At 55.5% G+C, this 21,053-nt stretch carries 23 protein-coding genes and 1 tRNA gene; 5 read left to right on the forward strand and 19 right to left on the reverse strand.

Going from position 1 to position 21,053, the window contains the following annotated elements; translation table 11 throughout:
• Window positions 1-8 precede the first annotated feature (8 nt).
• The 3 genes from nqrM to ACR0NM_RS08435 all read right to left on the reverse strand — a co-directional run bounded on the left by nqrM (window position 9) and on the right by ACR0NM_RS08435 (window position 1,533).
• Entirely contained in the window at window positions 9-239 is a 231-nt protein-coding gene (gene nqrM, locus ACR0NM_RS08425; protein ID WP_170393970.1) for a (Na+)-NQR maturation NqrM, read from the reverse strand.
• A gap of 15 nt (window positions 240-254) precedes the next feature.
• The gene (locus ACR0NM_RS08430) at window positions 255-1,280 is read right to left on the reverse strand and encodes an FAD:protein FMN transferase (protein WP_480614062.1); all 1,026 of its coding nucleotides are present in this window, start codon (window positions 1,278-1,280) and stop codon (window positions 255-257) included.
• A 67-nt stretch (window positions 1,281-1,347) separates the two neighbouring features.
• Window positions 1,348-1,533, reverse strand: coding sequence for a hypothetical protein (locus ACR0NM_RS08435; RefSeq protein WP_170407230.1), 186 nt, complete (start codon window positions 1,531-1,533; stop codon window positions 1,348-1,350).
• Between the two features lie 120 nt (window positions 1,534-1,653).
• Here ACR0NM_RS08435 and ACR0NM_RS08440 point away from each other — a divergent pair, with 120 nt between their 5' ends.
• Window positions 1,654-2,178, forward strand: coding sequence for a CBS domain-containing protein (locus ACR0NM_RS08440; RefSeq protein WP_480614064.1), 525 nt, complete (start codon window positions 1,654-1,656; stop codon window positions 2,176-2,178).
• Between the two features lie 4 nt (window positions 2,179-2,182).
• Here the strand turns inward: ACR0NM_RS08440 and ACR0NM_RS08445 are convergent, their stop codons facing one another.
• The 7 genes from ACR0NM_RS08445 to ACR0NM_RS08475 all read right to left on the reverse strand — a co-directional run bounded on the left by ACR0NM_RS08445 (window position 2,183) and on the right by ACR0NM_RS08475 (window position 8,956).
• Window positions 2,183-2,962, reverse strand: a complete 780-nt coding sequence (locus ACR0NM_RS08445) for a metallophosphoesterase (RefSeq protein ID WP_170625665.1) — start codon at window positions 2,960-2,962, stop codon at window positions 2,183-2,185.
• Window positions 2,963-3,095: 133 nt separating this feature from the next.
• The gene (gene nqrF, locus ACR0NM_RS08450; protein ID WP_480614066.1) at window positions 3,096-4,319 is read right to left on the reverse strand and encodes an NADH:ubiquinone reductase (Na(+)-transporting) subunit F; all 1,224 of its coding nucleotides are present in this window, start codon (window positions 4,317-4,319) and stop codon (window positions 3,096-3,098) included.
• A 10-nt stretch (window positions 4,320-4,329) separates the two neighbouring features.
• Window positions 4,330-4,938: an NADH:ubiquinone reductase (Na(+)-transporting) subunit E gene (nqrE, locus tag ACR0NM_RS08455; protein ID WP_050603817.1), complete on the reverse strand. Its 609-nt coding sequence runs from the start codon at window positions 4,936-4,938 to the stop codon at window positions 4,330-4,332.
• Window positions 4,938-5,591: an NADH:ubiquinone reductase (Na(+)-transporting) subunit D gene (locus ACR0NM_RS08460; protein WP_480614068.1), complete on the reverse strand. Its 654-nt coding sequence runs from the start codon at window positions 5,589-5,591 to the stop codon at window positions 4,938-4,940. Before ACR0NM_RS08460 ends, nqrE begins: the two co-directional genes overlap by 1 nt.
• On the reverse strand, window positions 5,591-6,406 hold the full coding sequence (locus tag ACR0NM_RS08465; RefSeq protein WP_170635799.1) for a Na(+)-translocating NADH-quinone reductase subunit C: 816 nt from the start codon (window positions 6,404-6,406) through the stop codon (window positions 5,591-5,593). Before ACR0NM_RS08465 ends, ACR0NM_RS08460 begins: the two co-directional genes overlap by 1 nt.
• Window positions 6,399-7,607 (reverse strand): NADH:ubiquinone reductase (Na(+)-transporting) subunit B, encoded by a 1,209-nt coding sequence (locus ACR0NM_RS08470; RefSeq protein WP_170393985.1) that lies wholly within the window; start codon window positions 7,605-7,607, stop codon window positions 6,399-6,401. The genes ACR0NM_RS08465 and ACR0NM_RS08470 overlap by 8 nt, the downstream gene beginning before the upstream one ends.
• A 5-nt stretch (window positions 7,608-7,612) precedes the next feature.
• Window positions 7,613-8,956, reverse strand: a complete 1,344-nt coding sequence (locus ACR0NM_RS08475; RefSeq protein ID WP_480614071.1) for a Na(+)-translocating NADH-quinone reductase subunit A — start codon at window positions 8,954-8,956, stop codon at window positions 7,613-7,615.
• A gap of 299 nt (window positions 8,957-9,255) precedes the next feature.
• Between ACR0NM_RS08475 and ACR0NM_RS08480 the strand changes: the two genes are divergently transcribed.
• Window positions 9,256-10,371 carry a THUMP domain-containing class I SAM-dependent RNA methyltransferase gene (locus tag ACR0NM_RS08480; protein ID WP_480614073.1) on the forward strand — a complete coding sequence of 372 codons (1,116 nt, stop codon included), beginning with the start codon at window positions 9,256-9,258 and terminating at the stop codon, window positions 10,369-10,371.
• 126 nt (window positions 10,372-10,497) lie between these two features.
• Window positions 10,498-10,574, forward strand: a tRNA-Pro gene (locus ACR0NM_RS08485).
• A 60-nt stretch (window positions 10,575-10,634) separates the two neighbouring features.
• On the opposite strand, the gene ACR0NM_RS08490 is transcribed toward ACR0NM_RS08485, so the two are convergent.
• The 7 genes from ACR0NM_RS08490 to ACR0NM_RS08520 all read right to left on the reverse strand — a co-directional run bounded on the left by ACR0NM_RS08490 (window position 10,635) and on the right by ACR0NM_RS08520 (window position 17,217).
• Entirely contained in the window at window positions 10,635-11,693 is a 1,059-nt protein-coding gene (locus ACR0NM_RS08490; protein WP_480614075.1) for an aldolase/citrate lyase family protein, read from the reverse strand.
• Between the two features lie 12 nt (window positions 11,694-11,705).
• Window positions 11,706-12,506, reverse strand: coding sequence for a 2-oxo-hept-4-ene-1,7-dioate hydratase (gene hpaH, locus ACR0NM_RS08495; RefSeq protein WP_480614077.1), 801 nt, complete (start codon window positions 12,504-12,506; stop codon window positions 11,706-11,708).
• Complete coding sequence (locus tag ACR0NM_RS08500) at window positions 12,503-13,357, reverse strand: fumarylacetoacetate hydrolase family protein (protein ID WP_480614079.1); 855 nt, start codon at window positions 13,355-13,357, stop codon at window positions 12,503-12,505. The genes hpaH and ACR0NM_RS08500 overlap by 4 nt, the downstream gene beginning before the upstream one ends.
• A gap of 63 nt (window positions 13,358-13,420) precedes the next feature.
• Window positions 13,421-14,404 carry a 3,4-dihydroxyphenylacetate 2,3-dioxygenase gene (gene hpaD, locus ACR0NM_RS08505; RefSeq protein ID WP_480614081.1) on the reverse strand — a complete coding sequence of 328 codons (984 nt, stop codon included), beginning with the start codon at window positions 14,402-14,404 and terminating at the stop codon, window positions 13,421-13,423.
• 12 nt (window positions 14,405-14,416) lie between these two features.
• Window positions 14,417-15,268 carry a 3,4-dihydroxyphenylacetate 2,3-dioxygenase gene (gene hpaD, locus ACR0NM_RS08510; RefSeq protein WP_480614083.1) on the reverse strand — a complete coding sequence of 284 codons (852 nt, stop codon included), beginning with the start codon at window positions 15,266-15,268 and terminating at the stop codon, window positions 14,417-14,419.
• 51 nt (window positions 15,269-15,319) lie between these two features.
• Window positions 15,320-16,831, reverse strand: a complete 1,512-nt coding sequence (gene hpaE / locus ACR0NM_RS08515; RefSeq protein ID WP_170663431.1) for a 5-carboxymethyl-2-hydroxymuconate semialdehyde dehydrogenase — start codon at window positions 16,829-16,831, stop codon at window positions 15,320-15,322.
• Between the two features lie 2 nt (window positions 16,832-16,833).
• Complete coding sequence (locus ACR0NM_RS08520) at window positions 16,834-17,217, reverse strand: 5-carboxymethyl-2-hydroxymuconate Delta-isomerase (protein WP_170394004.1); 384 nt, start codon at window positions 17,215-17,217, stop codon at window positions 16,834-16,836.
• Between the two features lie 42 nt (window positions 17,218-17,259).
• On the opposite strand from ACR0NM_RS08520, the gene hpaR reads away from it, so the two are divergent.
• Window positions 17,260-17,763: a homoprotocatechuate degradation operon regulator HpaR gene (hpaR, locus tag ACR0NM_RS08525; RefSeq protein WP_480614086.1), complete on the forward strand. Its 504-nt coding sequence runs from the start codon at window positions 17,260-17,262 to the stop codon at window positions 17,761-17,763.
• A 34-nt stretch (window positions 17,764-17,797) separates the two neighbouring features.
• On the opposite strand, the gene ACR0NM_RS08530 is transcribed toward hpaR, so the two are convergent.
• Both ACR0NM_RS08530 and ACR0NM_RS08535 read right to left on the reverse strand, forming a co-directional pair.
• Entirely contained in the window at window positions 17,798-19,150 is a 1,353-nt protein-coding gene (locus ACR0NM_RS08530; protein WP_480614088.1) for an aminotransferase class III-fold pyridoxal phosphate-dependent enzyme, read from the reverse strand.
• 32 nt (window positions 19,151-19,182) lie between these two features.
• Window positions 19,183-19,962 carry an IclR family transcriptional regulator gene (locus ACR0NM_RS08535; RefSeq protein WP_480614090.1) on the reverse strand — a complete coding sequence of 260 codons (780 nt, stop codon included), beginning with the start codon at window positions 19,960-19,962 and terminating at the stop codon, window positions 19,183-19,185.
• 109 nt (window positions 19,963-20,071) lie between these two features.
• Here ACR0NM_RS08535 and ACR0NM_RS08540 point away from each other — a divergent pair, with 109 nt between their 5' ends.
• Complete coding sequence (locus ACR0NM_RS08540) at window positions 20,072-21,001, forward strand: tripartite tricarboxylate transporter substrate binding protein (protein ID WP_170394012.1); 930 nt, start codon at window positions 20,072-20,074, stop codon at window positions 20,999-21,001.
• Window positions 21,002-21,053: the final 52 nt, after the last annotated feature.

Below are 21,053 nucleotides of genomic sequence, written 5' to 3' on the forward strand. Positions count from 1 at the left end.
GGGTTATCCTAGCCTTCCATCTGTTGCAGCATCTTTTTCGCACGCTTGCACTGCAACTGGTCGCGCAGAGGGCTGTCGGGATCGATATCCTTTTGACAGACCACACATTTATCGGCACCCGAGATCGCGTTCAGGCCACCGCAGCTGCCTTTGATAGTTTTGCCCATCAACATCACACCCAGCGCCATGCCAACCATGACGATCAGCAACAGGAAAAAGGCTAGAATAAAGGTGCTCATAGCGGTTCCTACCGGTCAGTTGGTCCCCAGCGCATCCTTGAAGGCGCTGCTTTGTACGGTGATATAGGCTTCTTCTTCGCTTGTCACATCCCGCGAGATGAAGAACACGGCAAGTTTATGCTCTTCGGCCAGTTCCAGACCCTTTTCCAGACCCAATGCCAGCATCGCCGTTGCCCACGCATCCGCCATCATGGCGTTGTCTGCTAAAACAGTAACCGAAGTGGTGCGATGAGTAATCGGGCGGCCCGTCGTCGGGTCAATGATATGCGAATAGCGCACCCCGTCCTGTTCGAAGAAGTTCTTGTAATCACCCGAGGTCGCCATTCCCAGATTGTCGAGCGGCACGATCAACTGGATTGATTGCGCGCCAGTCTCGGGTTTTTCGATCCCGATGCGCCAGCTTTCGCCTTTGTCATTCTCGCCCATGGTCACCAGATCACCACCGATCTCGACCATATAGTTCTCGATCCCGGCCTCGCGCAGCTGTGCGGCAACCGCATCGATGCCATAGCCTTTGGCAATCGCAGACAGGTTGATCCCGACTCCGGCCTCTGACTTGGCCAAAGTGCCCGCTCCGCGATCCAAGTCTAACAACCGCGCTTGTCCCACTTGCCCTAGCGCTGTCGCGATCTCGTCATCTGCCGGAATTGGGTCTTCAGGTTTTCGCGGTCCAAACCCCCACAATTCGATCAGCGGACCAAGGGTAACATCAAACTTACCACCGGATTTCTCGTGAACCTCATTTGCGGCCTCGATAACGAAGGCAAATTCGTCTGACACTTGCATGGGGTCCGTGCTGCCTGAGGCCGAGAAGGTCGAGACCTCGGAATTCGGGTCCCAGTTGGACATCTTGGCATTGACCTGCGCCAGGGTCTCCTGAACCGCTTGCCCCAGCGCTGCTTCGTCCAAATCATCGCCGATTGCGGTGATATTGAACGTGGTTCCCATCGTCTCGCCAGACAGGCGCACCACATCCGGTTCTTTGCCAAACAAACAGGCCGAAACAATCAAAAGTGAGGCCAGTGCGATCAGTGGGCGCATGGTGCAATCTCCCGGGAGTGTTCTTGCCCGGCATATGCCAGTGAGCCTGTTCAGAGTCAAACCGACATCAAATCTTGAGCGGCAAAAACGCCAATGCAAAAAGCCCGATTGCTGCCGGGACGCCAAACAGCCAAGCGCGCTTTTGCCAACCTTCCGGTTGCTGTTTCCAAGCCATGCGAAAGTTATGGCCGCAGACCACCACGATAAAGAATATCAGCGCGGCGACTGGTGGCGTCAGATACAGGTTGCTCACAAGCAATTTCCTTTTGAAGTGGCCGAGTTACGCCGGTTTTCGAAATTGCACCCTATACAGGGCCGGTCCCTGCGGTAAGGTAGGTTGTAAGGACAATACCGGTGAAAGAGGAGACCGCCCATGGCCCCAAGCTCTTACCAGCCTCCGACACGCGGCGACAAGGCCGCGGCGACAACCCGCAGTCAATCAGTTGAGACCAATCTGTCGCATACCCAGACAACGGTTGCGAAACTGATGGAAGGCAAAGGTGATGCTGTGTTTTCGGTGCGGCCCAACGACACGATTCACTCGGTCGTGGATATCTTGCGCGAAAAACGCATCGGGGCCGTTGTTGTGACGGATCAGAATGGTGCCCTGCAGGGTATCCTTTCCGAACGTGATATCGTGCGCCGTATGGCGGAAACGCCCGGCCAGACCCTACCCCAAACCGTGGCTGATCTTATGACGACTGAGGTTAAAACCTGCAGCCCCGAAGATTATCTGAACGACGTGCTGAAAACCATGACCGAAGGCCGGTTCCGGCATATGCCCGTACTGAGTGATGGAAATCTGCGCGGGGTGATCACCATTGGCGATGTGGTTCATTTCCGCTTGAAAGAACTGGAATATGAAGCACTTAGAATGAAGCAAATGATCGTAGGCTAGCGACTTACACCGATACGCGCGCGATACCAGCGCGCGTGGTCGAGATAAATCGGACAGAACCAGGCGAGATTTCCGCAGCCGTCAACTGATCGGTGATGAACGCACCTGTATCGATCGAAATGACATCATGCTCGACCCGAGCTTCGTCGACGATGGTATGGCCATGCACCACCCATTGCTCGTCTTTCCGGCGTTTCTTGCGGAAATGAGGATGCCCCCAAAGGCAAGTTCTGTCCTGTTGCCGATCGACCGGCTGCGATGGATCAAGCGCGGCATGAACAACCGTTACATTCCCGCTCGTCCAGGTCAGCGGCCGATCATGCAGCCAGTCCAAAAGCGGTTGTCCCATCGCTTGCTGCAGTTGTTCGGCAACGGCTTGCGGGTTGGACTGGTCAATATCAGCAAGCCCAAACGAAGCCAAAGTCTGAGCACCGCCATTATACAGCCAGACACGCTCCATCCGTGTTGGATCAGACAAAAACCCAAGCAGCATATCTTCGTGATTGCCTTTCAGGCAGATCGCCCGGGTTTCGGGGTTCGTGTCGAGGTGATGTAGCTGACGCAACACCTGCGCGCTGTATCCGCCCCGGTCAACATAGTCGCCTACAAACACCACCGGACAGTCGTTATCCAGCGCAGGCAGGAGCCGTTGTAAAAGATCCAACCTCCCATGTATGTCTCCGATTGCGTAGAATTTTTCTGTAGGCGCCAATGAATGCAGATTCACCGTCTGATCAGGCGGTGTTTGAGATGCGATAAGCCTTTTGATCCATCCGGTTAACATAAGACCTGCTGCCCAATGCGGCAAAATATGAAGCGGAGTTCGCCAAATGCAGACGTTGATATTGGCAGCCTGCCCAACATCAGACCCAAAATGAAAATGGTCGGTCCCAAGGGTTGGAACCGACCGATTCTGTTTATCCGCCGAAATCGTCGAGCATGATGTCTTCGCGGTCCACGCCCAGATCCAGCAGCATGTTGATGACCGACTGGTTCATGATTGGCGGACCACACATGTAGTATTCGCAATCCTCGGGTGCGGGGTGGTTCTTCAGATATTCCTCGAACAAAACGTTGTGGATAAAGCCAGTGTAGCCTTTCCAGTCATCCTCGGGCTGGGCGTCCGACAACGCAACGTGCCATTCGAAATTGTCGAATTCCTTGGCCAGCGTGTCGAAATCTTCGACAAAGAACATCTCTTTCTTCGACCGCGCTCCATACCAGAAGCTGATCTTGCGGTTGCGGTTTTCAAGGCGTTTGAGCTGGTCAAAGATATGGCTGCGCATTGGGGCCATACCAGCACCACCACCGATGAAGACCATCTCTTTTTCTGTCTCGCGAGCAAAGAACTCACCAAAGGGACCTGAGATTGTGACCTTGTCGCCCGGTTTCAGGTTGAAAATATACGACGACATCTGACCCGGAGGGATACCTTCGGACCCAGGAGGGGGCGAAGCCACGCGGACGTTCAGCATGATCATGCCTTTTTCATCCGGATAGTTTGCCATGGAATAGGCGCGTTCGATCGGTTCGGCGACGACGGATTTGTACTGCCATAGATTGAAGCGATCCCAATCCTCGCGGTATTCTTCTTCTACGTCGAAATCCGTATAGACGAGCTGGTGTGCAGGCGCTTCGATTTGGATGTAACCACCAGCGCGGAAATTCACATCTTCGCCTTCAGGCAGGTCCAGCGTCAGGGCTTTGATAAAGGTCGCCACATTCTCGTTCGAGCGAACTATGCATTCCCATTTCTTGACGCCGAAGACCTCTTCGGGAACTTCGATTTCCATATCCTGCTTGACTGCAACCTGACAGGATAGCCGGTCACCACAAGACGCCTCGCGCTTGGTGATATGGCTTTCCTCGGTCGGCAGGATCGAGCCACCGCCGGAATGCACGCGCACGCGACATTGCGCGCAGGTGCCACCACCACCACAAGCGGAGGGCACGAATAGCTTCTCTGCCGCAAGCGTCTGCAGCAGTTTGCCACCCGCCGGGACCGAGATTGTTTTCTCACCATTGATGGTGATGTTCACGTTGCCGGTTGAAACCAGCTTGGACCGCGCCGCCATGATGATGGCAACCAAACCAAGAACGATAACGGTGAAAAGGGCTACACCTAAGCCAAAGGTTTCCATTCCGCCCTCCTTACAGTTTCACGCCCGAGAAGGACATGAAGGCCATCGCCATCAGTCCAGCGGTGATGAAAGTGATGCCCAGGCCTTGCAGACCATCGGGAATGTCCGAATACTTCAGCTTTTCCCGAACACCCGCCATCGCGGTAATCGCCAGAGCCCAGCCAAAGCCAGAGGACAGACCGTAAGTCGCCGCTTCGGCAAAATTGTAGTCGCGTTCCACCATGAACAGTGAACCACCCAAAATGGCGCAGTTTACAGTGATCAGCGGCAGGAAAATCCCCAGCGCGTTGTAGAGCGGGGGGAAGTACTTATCCAGCACCATCTCTAGGATCTGAACCATCGCCGCAATCACGCCGATATACGAGATCAGTCCAAGGAAGGTCAGGTCCACATCCGGGAAACCCGCCCAAGCCAGCGCACCCGGTTTCAGCAAATAGTTCAGCAGCAGATTGTTGGCAGGCACGGTGATGGCCTGCACCACCATGACCGAGATGCCCAGACCCAGCGCAGTTGAAATCTTCTTCGAAACAGCGATGAAGGTACACATCCCCAGAAAGAAGCTGAGCGCAAGGTTTTCGACAAAGATGGCCTTTACGGCCAGTGAAATCAGACCTTCCATCAGTGGGCCTCTACCTGCTGGATTTTGTATTCACGCTCTTCCACTTGGTTCGGCTTCCATGTGCGGAAGGCCCAGATGATCAGACCGATGATGAAGAAAGCCGACGGCGGCAGCAGCAGCATGCCGTTGGGCACATACCAGCCGCCGTTGTTGATGGTCTCCAGAATGGTGACACCGAACAGTGACCCGGCGCCAAACAGCTCACGAATGAAGCCGACCAGCAGCAGGATCAGACCATAGCCCATGCCGTTGCCCATGCCGTCGATAAAGGACGCGACCGGGGGGTTCTTCATGGCAAACGCCTCGGCCCGGCCCATCACGATGCAGTTGGTGATGATCAGGCCGACGAAGACGGACAGCGTTTTGGAAATCTCGAACGCATAAGCCTTGAGGATCTGGTCCACCAGGATCACCAGCGAGGCGATGATCACCATCTGCACGATGATCCGGATTGAGCCGGGGATCTGGTTGCGCAGGCACGAGATGAAGAAAGACGAGAACGAGGTCACGAAGATCACCGCCAGCGCCATCACCATAGACACCTGCAGTGACGAGGTCACCGCCAGCGCCGAACAGATGCCCAGCACCTGCAGCGTGATCGGGTTGTTGTCGACAAGCGGGTCGACCAGCATCTCTTTCTTGGTCTGAGACATCAGAGCTCTCCTGCTTGCAGTTTGGCCAGGAACGGGGCGTAGCCCGCGTCGCCCATCCAGAATTTCACCAGGTTATCGACACCAACCGACGTCAGCGTGGCACCAGCCAGCGCATCGACATAGAAATCGGGGCCTGCCGCAGGCTGCGACTTGGCAACGGTGATTTGCAGATCGCCTGCATCATCGCGCAGCTTTTTGCCATTCCACAGCGCCTTCCAGCGAGGATTGTCCACCTCGGCGCCAAGGCCCGGTGTCTCACCGTGCTGATAGAACTGCAGGCCGTAGATATCGTTGCCGTTGTTTTCCAGCGCGATGAAACCATAAAGCGTGGACCACAGGCCATAACCGTGAAGCGGCAGGATTACCTTGTCGAGCGCGCCTGCATCATCACGCAGCAGATAGATCACGCGGTACTTGGACTTGCGCCCGATCCCAGCCGGGTCATCGTCCAAAGCGACGCTCAGATCTGGATCGCTGGCAGCAGCGATATCATCAAAGGTGCTCGCGTCGAACTGATCGTCAACGAATTCACCTGTAGACAATTCCAGTACATGCGGCTCAAAGGCAGCGAATGCCTCGGTCACATCAATGCCTGGTTCGTAGATGCCGGCAACTTGCAGAACGTTGACTTGCTTATCCTTCAAACGGTTGATTTCCTGCACCGGGCGCAGGCTGACCGCAGCAGCAGACACGACCATCGAGGCTACAAGGCAGACGGCAACGGCAACAAAGATAGTCTTGCCAACCGAATCCGGCGAAGCAGCCAGAAACTTGGCAATCGCTCCCTTGGGTTCATTGGATTGCGTATCAGACATGGCGACGCGCCCTCCGTTTGATGTTTGCCTGGACGACGAAATAGTCGATCAGCGGCGCAAAAACGTTTCCGAACAAGATTGCCAGCATCATACCTTCTGGGAAAGCTGGGTTAATGACGCGGATCATCACAACCATGATACCAATCAGCGCGCCATAGATGTAGCGGCCCATATTGGTGTGACTGGCCGAAACGGGCTCAGTTACCATGAACGCCAGACCAAAGGCGTAGCCCCCAAGCACGATATGCCAGTACCAAGGCATCGCGAACATCGGATTTGTGTCCGATCCGATCAGATTCAGCAGAAGCGTGAAGCCTATCGTGCCCGCAAGACAGCCCACAATCAGGCGATAATTGGCAATCTTGGTCGTCAGCAGGAAGGCCAGGCCAATCATGCAAGCCAGCGTCGATGTCTCTCCAAAGCTACCCTGAATTTGCCCGAAGAAGGCATTGGCCCAGGTGATCCCGTCGGCCGCCAGTGCTTGAACGCCTTCAGCAGCTGAGATACCCAAAGCAGTCGCACCGGAAAATCCATCCACCGGGGTCCAGACTGAATCCCCCGACATTTGCGCGGGATAGGCGAAATATAGGAAAGCACGCCCGACCAGCGCTGGGTTGAGGAAGTTCTTGCCCGTGCCGCCAAACACTTCCTTACCGATCACGACACCGAAAATGATGCCTAACGCGACCTGCCACAATGGCGCTGTCGCAGGCATAATCAGGGTGTAAAGCATCGAGGTTACTAGAAAACCCTCGTTGACCTCATGGCCGCGCACAGTGGCGAAGATGACCTCAAAAATACCGCCCGCAACCAGTGTGGTGATGTAGATCGGAAGGAAATACATCAATCCATGCATCACATTGGCGAAAATGCTGTCAGGGTTCAGCGAGATGCCGAACACCTGCAGGATCGCAATCCGCCAGCCTGTTGCCGAATCCGGTCCCAACGTAGCGATGGCCGAGTTTGCCTGATAGCCAGTGTTATACATCCCCCAGAGGATTGCGGGGATCGTAGCAATCACGACATAGGTCATGATCCGCTTCATATCCACGTAAGAGCGCGCATGCGGCGCGACGGTCGTGACGGTTTTCGGAGTGTAGATAAAACTTTCCACCATCTCGTAGATGGGGAAATATTTTTCGTACTTGCCGCCCTTGGTAAAGTTCGGCTCGATCCGATCGAAGAAGCTGCGCAAACCCATGTGGATCAGCCCTCCTTTTCAATCTTGGTGAGGCAGTCGCGCAGCGCCAGCCCATATTCATATTTCGCAGGGCAGGCAAAGCCCACAAGGCCCAGGTCTTCTTCGTCCAGTTCCAGTGCACCCAGCGCCTGCGCGGTGTCGGTGTCCATCACCAGTAGCGCCCGCAGCAATTGCGTCGGCAGATAATCCTGGGGCATAAGCTCTTCGAATACACCCGTCGGCACCATCGCGCGGCGACCACCGTTCAGGTTTGACGTGAATGAATAGAGTTTCTTGGCAAAAGCCGATCCCAAAACAGGCTGTACCGCATATTTCGAAGGCATAGGAAGAATCCAGCCCAGTGTGTGCTGATCATGATCTTCGCGAATAATGCTGATCTGGCGCGCAAAACGGCCCAGATAGGCGGTCGGACCATCGGCATGCTGCCCCGACAAGATCGACCCCGAGATGATCCGCGCGATCCCGTCGACGTTCACTTCATCCCGGGTCAGGTCATCCGTCGACGCGCCCATCACGGTGCGGATCAGGCGCGGCTGGCGCGCGCCCGGTCCAGACAAAGCAATCACGATGTTTGAATCCAGATGACCGGTCTGCATCAGACGACCGATCGCGATCACGTCCTGGTAGCCAATGGTCCAAACCTGTTTGTCCCCTGTCAGCGGCTCAAGGAAGTGAATATGAGTTCCAGCAAGGCCCGAGGGGTGTGGGCCGGAAAACGCAGCCGCTTCTATACCTGGCAGATCGGAACCGGGGATGGATGCCCCCTCTTGCTGGCACAGATAAGTCTTGCCGTCGGTCAGGTTTGAGACAGCTGCGAGACCAGCCGCAAATGCCTCGCCCGCATCCGCAATAACCAATGCCGCATCACCTGCCAGTGGATCGCTGTCCATGGCTGTCACGAAGATTGCTGTAGGCTTGGAGCCTGGTTCGGGCATCTTTGAATAAGGACGTGTCCGGAAAGAAGTCCACAGCCCGGCCGCGCAGAGCTTAGCCGTAACACCTTCGTCAGTCTCGGCATCGCCGGTGCGCGAGAAATCTATGCCGGCGTCATTGGCATCCGAAACCTCGATCACCACGCTCTGCAATACACGTCGCGCCCCGCGATTAATTGCCACGACCTTGCCAGTCAGCGGCGCGACCATCATCGCGTCGGGCGCATCCTTGTGGCAGAATAACGGCGTTCCTCGCTGGACCGCGTCGCCCTCTTGCACCAGCATCTTGGGCTTTAATCCGATATAATCACTGCCCAGAACGGCAACCGACGAGAATTCAGGCCCCGGCTGGATTTTCTGTTCGGGCGCGCCTTCAACCGGCAAATCCAACCCTTTTTTTAGTTTGAAAGTTTGCATGTTGCTACGTTCTTCCAAGCCTTTGTCCTGCGCCTGCTGCGCGCCATCTTACAATGATGCCAGGAAATAACACGAAATTTCCCGTCTGTCCGGTCGCGAAAGCGCCATTATCCGACCAGAATCCGCAGGCGTATTTCCGATCACGGCTCCTTTACGCGGGGATGAGTGCAAACGCAAACCTGTTACCGCCCAAAATCGAAAAGGAATGTCACATTCTTTTGAGCTTACGGTCGTTCAGAACAATTTGCCCATTTAATTTGCGTGTCGCACAGGCTGATCAACCGGTGTAAGCAACCACAATGGACAACAATGATAAATTCGAGATTTTTCTGATTGCCACTCCGGGGCTCGAAACGCCTTTGTGTGCCGAGGCCATAGAGCGCGGATTCTCAGGCGCCAGGATCGTTCCAGGTGGTGTCGTGTGCCGTGGCGATTGGCCGGAAGTCTGGCGCGCCAATCTGGAATTGCGTGGTGCCAACAAGGTTCTGGTACGACTGGGCAGTTTCCCCGCCGTGCATTTGGCGCAATTGGACAAGCGCGCCCGAAAATTCCCGTGGGCGAGTTATCTCAGTCCAGACATTCCCGTGAAGGTCGAAGCAACCTGCCGCAAATCTCGCATCTATCATGCAGGAGCGGCGCGACAGCGCATTGAACAAGCCATATCCGAGGGGCTCGGCACCTCAGTCTCACCCGATGGCAAAGTCCGCGTGCTGCTACGAATCGAAAAAGACATATGCACGATCTCCGTCGACACATCCGGCGAGCCCTTGCACAAGCGCGGTCATAAGCCTGTAGTCGCCAAGGCCCCGATGCGGGAAACAATGGCCGCGATGTTCCTGCGTGAGTGTGGGTTTGACGGGTCTGAACCGGTTCTAGACCCGATGTGTGGCTCTGGAACATTCGTTATCGAAGCGGCTGAAATTGCACTTGGTCTGCCCCCAGGCCGCTCACGTCAGTTCGCATTCGAAGATTTGGCAAGCTTCGATCCAGATGTCTGGCAAAAAATGCGCACTCGTACCGGTCGACCCGAAACACAGCTGAGATTCTTTGGCTCAGATCGCAATACAGGCGCGATTGAGGCTTCACGCTCTAACGCCCGACAGGCACAAGTGGATCATGCCACCCGATTTCAGCACTGTTCGGTCAGTGATATCAAGCCGCCAGAAGGCCCAGCTGGGCTGGTCATCGTCAATCCGCCCTATGGGGCACGCATCGGTGATGAAAAGCGCCTGCGGTCGCTCTATGGCAGTTTAGGCAAGGTATTATCCAGTCGTTTCCAGCGATGGCGTGTGGGCATCATCACCACCACACCCGGACTTGCCCGCGCAACGCGATTGCCAATGCTTCCCCCCGGCCCAATCGTTGATCACGGCGGAACAAAAATCCGACTGTATCGAACCGATCCGTTGCAGTGACTCAGCGAATTCGCAGATCAGGCGAAGGGTTAAAACCACCCCTCGAATCCAGCGACGACATATGTGTGTACGCTCAAAATCCCTCTTGCACATCGATATGACGAGGTATAGATCACGCGCCACGGTCGGAGTGTAGCTCAGCCTGGTAGAGCACTGTCTTCGGGAGGCAGGGGTCGGAGGTTCGAATCCTCTCACTCCGACCAAAAACAAAGTTCCTGAAGGGCCTCTTTGTTTTTCTGTGATATCCAGCTTAGCAAAAGTCGCTAGTCATCCCAGTTCAGTTCAAACTCTTCGCGAAAGGCAAACCGTTTCAGGTGATCGGAAATCACTGTCTTCCAACTGTCCAGGTCATCGCGTGGCTGCGCCGAGGCGCGAACTTCCAGTGCTACTGGCGTCGCCTTTAGTTCGACGGCATTGCCACTATCAAAAAAAACGGTTCCAGTATTTGCATCGAACTCGACCTGTCCCTTATGTGACCAATGTTTGCACAATTTCTGTAAGTACTTGCTGGCATTTTCTGTTGTCGCCGATCCGATAGCGTTTTGTCGCGGCAAAAGCGCGAGGCCGTTTTGCGCTTTTGCGCGCATGCTTTTTGCGAAAAGGGTGACGTCAATTTCAGTGGCCAGAAAGGTCACGCCGATCTCAAGGCACCTACGCTGCATTGCTGGCTCCAGTGTTAGGATACCCGCGGCTTTACCTGCCGCGACGATGCGGGTCAGCGCGTCTTCAATGGCCTCCACAACATCTGGATGCCCGGCGTTGCCGATATGACCCATGTCGGCGGCCAGATCTGCAGGTCCGATAAAAACTCCGTCTACTCCATCAACCGTCAGAATGTCGTCCAGAGCGGCCATGCCCGCGTTGTTCTCTACCTGTACCAGCAGACAAATCTGCTCATCCGCCGTATCGAGGTAGTCCGGGATTTTGGCAAATTGCGAAGCCCGCGCAAGGGATGATCCCACACCTCGGACGCCGCGTGGGGGGTATTGCACCGCTCGCACCAGTTCGCGCGCCTGATCAGCGCTTTCGACCATCGGCACCAGAATACTCTGAACACCCGCGTCGAGATATTGCTTGATCATCCATGTCTCACCAATCGGTAGACGTGCAACGGGCGCGCTGCCCGAACTTTCGATCACTCGCACCTGTTCAAGGGTCGAGCGCAGGTCGTTTGGTGCGTGTTCGCCATCGACCAACAACCAATCGAACCCTGCGGTCGCGGAAATTTCTGCTGCATATGCGTCGGCCATTCCGATCCAGCACCCGACCTGAGGCTTTCCAGCCTTCAATGCAGCCTTAAAGGTGTTCTTTGGTGCGGGCATGTCGCTGCTCCTTTAGGCAAAATTGATGTCGACGGATCCGAACGATCCGAAATCGGCGTGGATTTCCGCACCCGACGGGCATTCGATCGGGCGAATGAAGCTGCCGGACAGGATTACGTGGCCGGGTTCAATGCTCTGGCCGTATTGCGCCATGCGACGGGCCAACCAGACCACACTTTCGACCGGATCATTCAATACGCCCGCACCCAGGCCAGTTTCCTCGATTTCGCCGTTGCGGAAGGTTAGGGCCCCTACCCATCGCAGGTCAAACGCATCCGCTGGGTGGCGTTCCGCCCCTAGTACAATGCCGGCATTTGCGGCGTTGTCGCTGATCGTGTCGAATACAGTGCGTGCCTTTCCAGTCTCAGGGTCTGCCCGCTTTATACGAGTGTCGAGGATTTCAATGGACGGAGTAACATAGTCGGTCGCTTGCAAAACCTGATCGCGATTCACATCCGCGCCACCAATGGCCTCCTTTATGACAAAAGCGATCTCGGCTTCGATACGGGGTTGGATGAAACGACCTGCGGGAACGGTCCCGCCATTTTCAAAGGCCATGTTGTCAAACAGGATACCACTATCAGGAATGTCGATATTCAAAGCATATTGCATCGCTTTTGAGGTCAGCCCGATCTTCCAGCCGATGACCTTGCGCCCTTCCGCCAATTTGGCACGATAGATGGCATTCTGCACTTCATAAGCGTCATCCATCGCCATTTCGGGGTAACGCAGTGTCAAAAGACCGATCTGTGCTTGCGTCCTTTCTGCATTCAGTAGATCTGTGGCAGCGCGCGCATGGTCTTCTGGGGTCATATCTGCTCGTCCTCGATGGTGTTGCGCAGGGTGCCGATTCCATCGACGGATACCTCAACCACATCGCCGGGAGCCAGGTATTTTGGCGGATCAAATCGTGCACCTGCACCAGTTGGGGTGCCGGTGACGATGATATCGCCCGGATGAAGGGTCATAAAGGTTGATATGTATTCAATCTCGCGCCGGATCGGAAACATCATCCGGTTCAACGTATCTTCCTGACGCAACTCACCATTCACATGGGTCTGAATGCAGGCGCTATCCAGTTGCACGGCATCAGTGAAAGGGACCAGCCAAGGGCCGATGGCACCCGATTTATCCCAGTTCTTGCCTTGGGTGACGTTGAACTTGGCGTGCCGAACCCAATCGCGGATTGTCCCTTCGTTGCACAGGGTCAAGGCTGCGATATGGCCATAAGCATCGTCCTGCGAAATCCGGCGGCCTGCTTTGCCGATCACGATGGCCACTTCACCTTCGTAATCCAGCGTGTGATTTTCAGGCGGTCGGATCAGTGGGCGATTATGGCCGGTAAATCCACTGGCGAAACGCGGAAATAGCGACATGTATTTCGGCTGGGCGCTTCCATCTTTGTATTCCGCGTTGCGATCTGGAAAGTTCACGCCAACGCACAGAATACGGCGGACATCCGGCATCACCATCTCAAAGGTGAAATCCGTGTGGGTTACGGGCTTTCCTTCGGCAGCCTTGGTCAATTGGCCAAACGCCCCGGCGGCGACAACCTCGTAGAGGCTTTTGAACTCGGCAAATTCGCTGTTTAGTGCGACCGCGCCTTCATCAGTGATCGCACCAAAAAATGTTTCACCGTTGGCAGTGTAGGTTGCAATGCGCATCAGGCCTCCTCGGCGTTATGGAACCCGCCCATACTAAGATGTTTTAGATCAAGCATACTTTGCTTACGGTGCGATGATGGGAGACGCAGACAGGTCTGGCTCGTTTACATCCACACCGACAAAGGATGTGCCGTGTTCAAACCAACTGCGCGGCGCCGGAGCGCCCCAGAGCGTTTGACGCTGCGGGTCCTTCAGGTCCCATTTGATCGGCTCCAGATCGGGGTCAACGGTCTGATAATCCGAGCAATAAATCTCAATCCGGTGTCCGTCGGGATCGAGTATATACAGGAAGAAAGCATTCGAAATACCATGTCGCCCCGGGCCGCGTTCGATGTTGTCCACATAGCCGGTGGTGGCCATTAGATCGAGCAGATCGATGATGTTCAGCGGTGTTGGCACCCAGAAGGCCACGTGGTGCATCCGTGGGCCTTTGCCATTGGTGAAGGCCATATCATGCACCCCACCCTTGCGGTGCATCCACGCTGCCCACAGTTTCTTGCTGTCTTCGTCTTCCGTATACTCGGTCACGCGGAACCCGAAATCACTATAAAATGCGACACTGTCATCAACATTGGTCGAGAAGCAGTTGAAGTGATCGATCCGCAGCGGTTTCACACCACGATAGAGCGCGTATTTCTGATGGATTGGCTCTAGGCGATCCATCTTGTGATAGAACTCCAGCGGTATGCCCATATTGTCCGAGGTTAACAGAGTCCGGCCCTGATAGGGGCGATCAACCCATGAGGTCGGTCGGCCTTTGGATATAAAATACGCCTCGGCCCGATCCAAATCATCCTCGCCGAATGTTTTGAAGCCCATTACCTCGACAGTCGCCGGCTGATTGGATTTCTGCAGGATCACACAATGATGTCCACGTTCCTCCATAGCGCGCAGGTAGACATGTGTGTCGCTTTCGTCCGAGACCTGCAAACCCAGAATCTCCGAGTAGAATTTGCGCGAAGCAACAAGATCGCTGACGTTCAGGCAAACATGGCTCAGCCGGATCGTGTTGAAGTCGGGGTACAGGTTGGGGGCTGGAACGGGCATTGAAACCTCCAGTTAAACGGGGAAGATGACGTTGGTCTGACCAGTGCCGGAACTTGGGAAATACTCGGTCACAACCTCGCATTTTTTGTCATAGGCGTCCCAACCCAACGCTCCGTAGAGCATCGACGTGTCATGCATCGAGCCTTCGCCGCAGCAGAAATTGGCATAGTCGCCCAGCATTTTCAGGAACGTGGCGTGGTCGCCGTTCCTCCACATCTCAAGCACATGCAAGTCCATCTGACGGTTGAATTCCGAGCTGATGGTGAAAGTGCCGTTATTGGCGGCATAATCCTTGTTCGCCCAGATCTTGTGCGACAACGAGCCTGACGCGACCAACAGCACCTTTTCATTGCTGGCCTCAACCGCTTCACGGATGGCTTCACCAATGACCCGGCTTTCGTCATGGCTATGCACCGTGGCCCAGGCCGCGACTGAGACGACTTTCATATCATGCTCGCGGCTCATGAAGCGCATCGGGACCAGCGTACCGTATTCCAGTTCGAGACTGTCCAAGTGATGCGCTAAAGTGTAGACGCCTTTGTCCGACGCGATCTTTGCGAGGGCATCACCCATTTCAGGATTGCCCTTATAGGAATAGGGCAGGTCCTGGATGAACTGCGGGAACTCGTTCGACGTGAACAAACCTTCGAATTTTTCATTGGCGTTGATGTGGAACCCGGCATTGATCACCCAATGCGTATCGCAGATGATCACCGTGGTCGCCCCGAGCGCTTTTGCACGGCGCGCGATTTTGCGGTGACCATCAATGGCAGGCTGGCGTTTGCCTTTAACCGGGCCTTCCTGCTCAGACATGAGCAGAGTCGGCACATGGGTCATTTTGGCGGCAAGAACGATTTCTCCCATGGTCTCCTCCTGGAGTTAAGGTTTTTCGCGCGTTTGTCGTCTGAGGGGCCGCTATAGCTTACCCAACTGCATGATCTTGTGCTGGCCTGTGGCAAAGCCGACATGCTTTTGTTCCATGTAGAACTCAAAGCTCCAGTCGCCGCCGTCGCGCCCGATGCCGGATGCTTTGACCCCGCCAAACGGTGTGGGCAGATGGCGCACGTTTTCCGAGTTCACCCAGATCATTCCGGCCTCAAGCTTGTCCGTGAAACGTAACGCACGGGTCAGATCGTTGGTCCAGACATAGCCGGTCAGACCATATTGCGTGTCATTTGCGATCTGCAGCGCCTCCTCCTCAGTCGAGAACGGGATCACGGTCAGGACAGGGCCAAAGATTTCCTCGCGTGCGATGCGCATTTGATTGTTAGCGTTAGTAAACAGGGTGGGCCGTACGAAGTACCCCTCTTCGCCCACCTTGACGCCACCGGCCGCGACAGTCGCGCCGTCTTCCTTGGCGATGTCGAAGTATGAAGTGACCTTGTTGTAATGCTCTTCCGTTACAAGAGGGCCAATCTCGGTTGCAGGGTCCAACGGGTGGCCGACCTTGATATTGTTCACGCGCTCGATCAGCTTGGCTTCGAACTCTTCCTTGATCGTATCCTGTACCAGCAGCCGCGAAGAAGACGTGCAGCGTTCGCCGTTGATCGAATAGATCATGAAGATCACCGCATCCAGCGCGCGATCCAAGTCGGCGTCGTCAAAGACGATGACCGGGTTCTTACCGCCCAACTCCAGATGCATCCGTTTCAGCGTGTCTGCGCCTTGCTTGGTAATGATGCTGCCCGTACGGCTTTCACCGACAAAGGCAATGGCTTTGATCAATGGATGTTCGGTCAGCCGCTTACCGGCGTCTGGACCAAAACCGTTGACAGTGTTCAGCACACCCTTGGGCAGACCGGCTTCTTCCGCGATTTCGACCAATAGCCGCGCAGACAGCGGTGAATCTTCAGCCGGTTTGTGGACGACCGTACAGCCAGCGGCCAGTGCCGGAGCGATCTTCCATGTCGACAGCATGAACGGGGTGTTCCACGGCGTGATGACACCAACGGGCCCGATTGGGACGCGGGTGGTTATGTTCATCAGTGTCGGTGATTTCAGGTGTTGACCATCCCGCGCCTGAACCACCTGATCGGCGAAATAGCGGAAATTCTCAGCCCCTCGCAGGGCGGCTTTGGACATGAAGCGCAGGGTCTGGCCGGTATCCCAGCATTCGCACAGCGCGATCTCTTCGGCTCTTGCCTCAATGCCATCTGCAACTTTAAGCAATATCCGGCGGCGCTCCGTAGCGGGCATGTCGCGCCAGTCTGCAAAGGCATTATGCGCGGCCTGTGCCGCCGTATCGATATCTTCCGCCGTGCCATGGGCAACGTCGCAGATCACCGATTTATCCACCGGAGAGATCGACTGAAACACCCCTGCTGACCCATCTTGATCTTCTCCTGCGATCCGGTTCTTTATCCCAGTCCTCTTGAAACGGGCAAGGAAACCATCAAGCCGTTCAATATTCTTGTGCAGGTCACTCATGGTCAGGCCTCCAGATGGTCGCGGATCGTGCCGGTTTTGGGGGAGAGGTCGGGATCGATGTCGCGCATCTCAAGCGACAGCGCGATGGAATGCTGGCTCATGGCGGGCTCCAGATAGGTTCGGGCCGCCTCGAAGATGCGCTGCGTTGCGTCCTTCTTGTCGGCCTGCGAACGACCGGCCCGCAGCCGGATCGAGATATCGATGAACCCATGCTTTGGATTTCCGTCTGCGATGGCATAGTGATCAACACGGATCGCTCGGACGCGAATGCCTGCTAGCGGAAAGGTGTCAATCTCAGCGGCCGTTGCACGGATGCAATCGCACAGACCGCCCATGTCGATCCTGTCTTCCAGATTCCAGGAATATTCGACGTGAAAATGCGGCATGATTCCTCCGTTATTAATTAACATGTTTAGCATTATGAGATTATGTCGTCAAGAAGTTGCGTTGTTAATCTTTGCATTTCCTGGGGCAGCACACTAGAAGGCGGCATGAACACTCAAAGCCATACCAAGAGCACCTCAAGGTCGCTTCCCATTGCATTATTGCGCGCCCGCGAAACGATCATGGCCCCCATCAGGGACATGCTGCAGGATATACAGATATCCGAGCAAAAGTGGCGCGTCCTGCGCGTATTGGATGAGCTTGGCGAGGTCGAGCAAAGCGCTATCGCCAAAGAAGCTTGTCTGTTGCTGCCCAGCCTGACGCGAATATTGCGCAGCATGGAAGCCGATGGGCAGGTCACACGTCGTCAGGACAGCCAGGATAAAAGGCGGACGATGGTGATGATTACAGATGCGGGTCGGCAGATTTTGAAAGACAACCTTCAAGCGTCATTGGCCATTTCAAATAGTATTGAGGCGCAGATGGGGCGAGAGAAGCTTGATGAGCTACTGGACCTACTTGAAGAGCTGCAAGCTGTTAAGGTTTGACCCCGCCAGTTGGCAAGCGGGGTCTGCGCGACGACTACAAACTCGACAATCCTGTATCCAGCGCTGACAGGATCTTGGCAACATCGTCGGATGTGACAATCAGAGGTGGGGAAATGATGATGTTGTTGCCAGATACGCGCACCATCACACCATCCTCATAAGCTGCCTTTTGCACCTGTATTGGCAGTTGTTTGGCAATCGGTGCTTTGGTTGCGCGGTCCGAGACCAGTTCCAGCGCGCACATAAGGCCCTCGCCCCCTCGGACGTCACCGATCACCTCGTGCTTTTCAGCCAGTTTCTTCAAGCCCTCGAACAGCTCATCCCCGCGTGCTGCAGCGTTTTCCCAAATCCGCAGACGATTGATTTCCGAAAGAGCTGCCAGTGCCGCCGCCGCGCCGACGGGGTGACCAGAATAGGTGTATCCCTGATCAACGGATGCCAAGCCGGTTGTGTCATTTTCAAATACCTCGGCAACTGCCCCCGAGATCATCGCGGCGCCAAACGGGAAATAGCCATTGGTGATCGCCTTGGCCGTCGTCATAATGTCAGGCTGGACGCCCCAATGTCTCGCTCCGCTTTCACTACCGGTTCGACCAAACGCCGTGATGATTTCGTCTGAGATCAGCAGAATACCGTTCTTCGAACAAACCTCACGCACCATGGGCATAAAGCTTTTGTGCGGCGGAATTACACCGCCAGCGCCCAAAATCGGCTCCATGATGAAGGCGGCAACCGTGTTGGACCCCTGGAACGCAATCTCGGCTTCAAGCGCTTTGACGCAAAGCTGAGCCAGGCGTTCAGGGTCGGTTTCGTCAAACGGGTTGCGATAGGTCCAAGGCGAAGGCACATGAAAACAGCCTGGCATCATGGGTTCATACACGGCGCGGAACTTCTGATTGCCATTAACCGAAGCGGCAGCGAAATGGGTGCCGTGGTATCCCTGTTTGAGACTGATGAACTTGGTGCGACCGGCCTCACCCCGGACTTTGTGGTACTGGCGTGCCAGCTTTAGTGCGATTTCCACCGAATCCGATCCGCCCGAGGTGAAGAAGGCGCGCGTAAGCCCGTCAGGGGCAAAGAACTGCGCCAATTCGTAAGACAGCTCGATCGCCTTGTCATTGCTCGTGCCCCGGAAGGTCGAGTAATACGGCAGCGCATTTAGCTGATCGGTGATCGCCTGTTTCACCGGATCGCAGGAATAGCCCAGATTGACGTTCCAAAGGCCACCCACGGCGTCGATGGCCTTGTGCCCGTCCACATCGATGATGCTGACCCCTTCCCCGCAGGTCAGAATGGTCGGAGGGTTGTTCCGGCTGTCAGCCGGGTGCGCCATCGGATGCCAGAAATGGCGGGCGTTGTTCTCCTTGAGGAAGTTGGAGTCTTTCATGTCGCGGTTCTCCGGGGGTTGTCCACTATCGCTTATGGGTGGAACTCGGTTGGAAAAGTCTCGGGCATCTGGCCGCCGAAATTTGCGGTCAGATCGCGCGAGAGGGATTGAAGGGATTTCAGAATCACGGGCAGGCGTTCACGGGTAGCTCTGATTTCTGGGACCGCGATCGAAATGGTCCCAAGGGCGACTTGGTCGATGCCAAAGATTGGGGTCGCAAATCCGAAAACGCCCTCTTCATAGCTGCCATTGCTGTTGGCCCAACCAGCCCGCTGGATCAGAGCAACTTTTTCCCTGATCAGATCCGGGTCTGTCAGAGTGGATTCGGTGAAACGTACCTGCGCTTCCTGATCCAGACGATCCAGCAGGAAAGGTGGGCCAAAGCTGAGCATACATAGACCAGCCGCAGTCGCGTTGACCGGGATGATCTCGCTTGGATCAAGGCTGACGCGAACGCTGTGCTTGGTTGTCTCAACCACAATGGCGGTTTGCAGACTGCCCTGTTCCAGCAGCGTCAGGTGCAGGCTTTCGCCAACCTCTTGCATGGCCAAGTGCATTTTCTGGCGCGCGCCTTCAAGGCCGGGTTTGGCAATCTCGCGCAGCGCCGCAAGCCGCAGCGCAGCCGGTCCGATGGTATAGGTCTTTGACTGCGGATTCTGTTCGATCAACCCGAATTCTTCAAGCGCTCGTAGGTGACGCAGGGCTGTCGCCTTATTCAATCCTGACAGGCGCGCGGCCTGGCTCAGGCCGATTTCGGCCATCGTATTCGAGAATAAGTCCAGCATTTTTAGGGCATTAAGTGCGGCACCCATGTGTTTTGCCTCCTTCCGCTGAGGTTATCCTTGACAGAATGAACTTAACAAAGCAAGATTATTATTGTTAACACGGTTCAAATAATGAACCATACGCTGGGAGGTGTAAATGAAAAAGTTTATTGCGGCAGCCGTGATGGCCGCCTCGGCAACGGCCGCTTTGGCAGAATACCCCGAAAAGCCGGTATCCTTCGTGGTTCCTTGGCCTCCGGGTGATCTTGAAGATGTCCTGACCAGAATGATCGCAGATGAATTTCAGGCGATGTACGGGGTACCGGCAGCTGTTGTGAACAAGCCCGGCGGCGGTGGTGGTCCTTTCCCCGGCGCAGTCGAAGTCGCCACAGCACCGGCGGATGGCTATACGATCGGGTCGTTTGTGATTGGTGTTCCGGTCATCGGGCCCGAGATTGGTATTCCTGAATTGAACCCGAACCCGTTTGAACCGATCGGCATCTTCCTGACCTACCCGTTCGTAATCGCGTCGAGCAAAGACGCCCCGTTCCAAAGCTGGGATGAGTTGGTGGAACACGGCAAGTCAAACGACGTGGCACTCGGCCACTTTGGCTCGGTTCTGCCACCCACGCAGGTTACTTTTGCCGCCGCTGTCAGCAGCGGTTTCGACTTTGCCAGCGAAGCCGCGTTCGATGCGCTGGACTGCAACACCTTGGCGTCCGGTGACGTTGATGTCATCAACACCACGCTCCAGCTTATTCTGCCCTGTCTGGATGAAGTGAACGTGCTGGCCAGCATCGGCGGCGACCGGATCGCTCTGGTACCGGATACGCCGACAGTGGTTGAGCTTAACCCAGACCTGCCATTGGCGCTGTGGAACGGATTGTTTGTTCACAAAGACACGCCGCCCGAGGCTCGCGAAAAAATCACCGCCGCAGCCCAAAAAGCACTGCAATCGGACAAGGCTAAAAAGCTTGCCGAAGAAACCGGTGCGCTGATCTATTGGCAGGATCCCGATGCTTCGAATGCCCAGATCGAGCAAGATAAAGCGTCATTCGCCAAAATAGAAGAGATTCTAGGCGAGTAACACCCCGGATCGAGGCGCGGGCAGTGATTTCCGCGCCTTCTTCATAGGGCTG

The sequence above is a fragment of the Ruegeria sp. AF2 genome, from assembly GCF_056542025.1.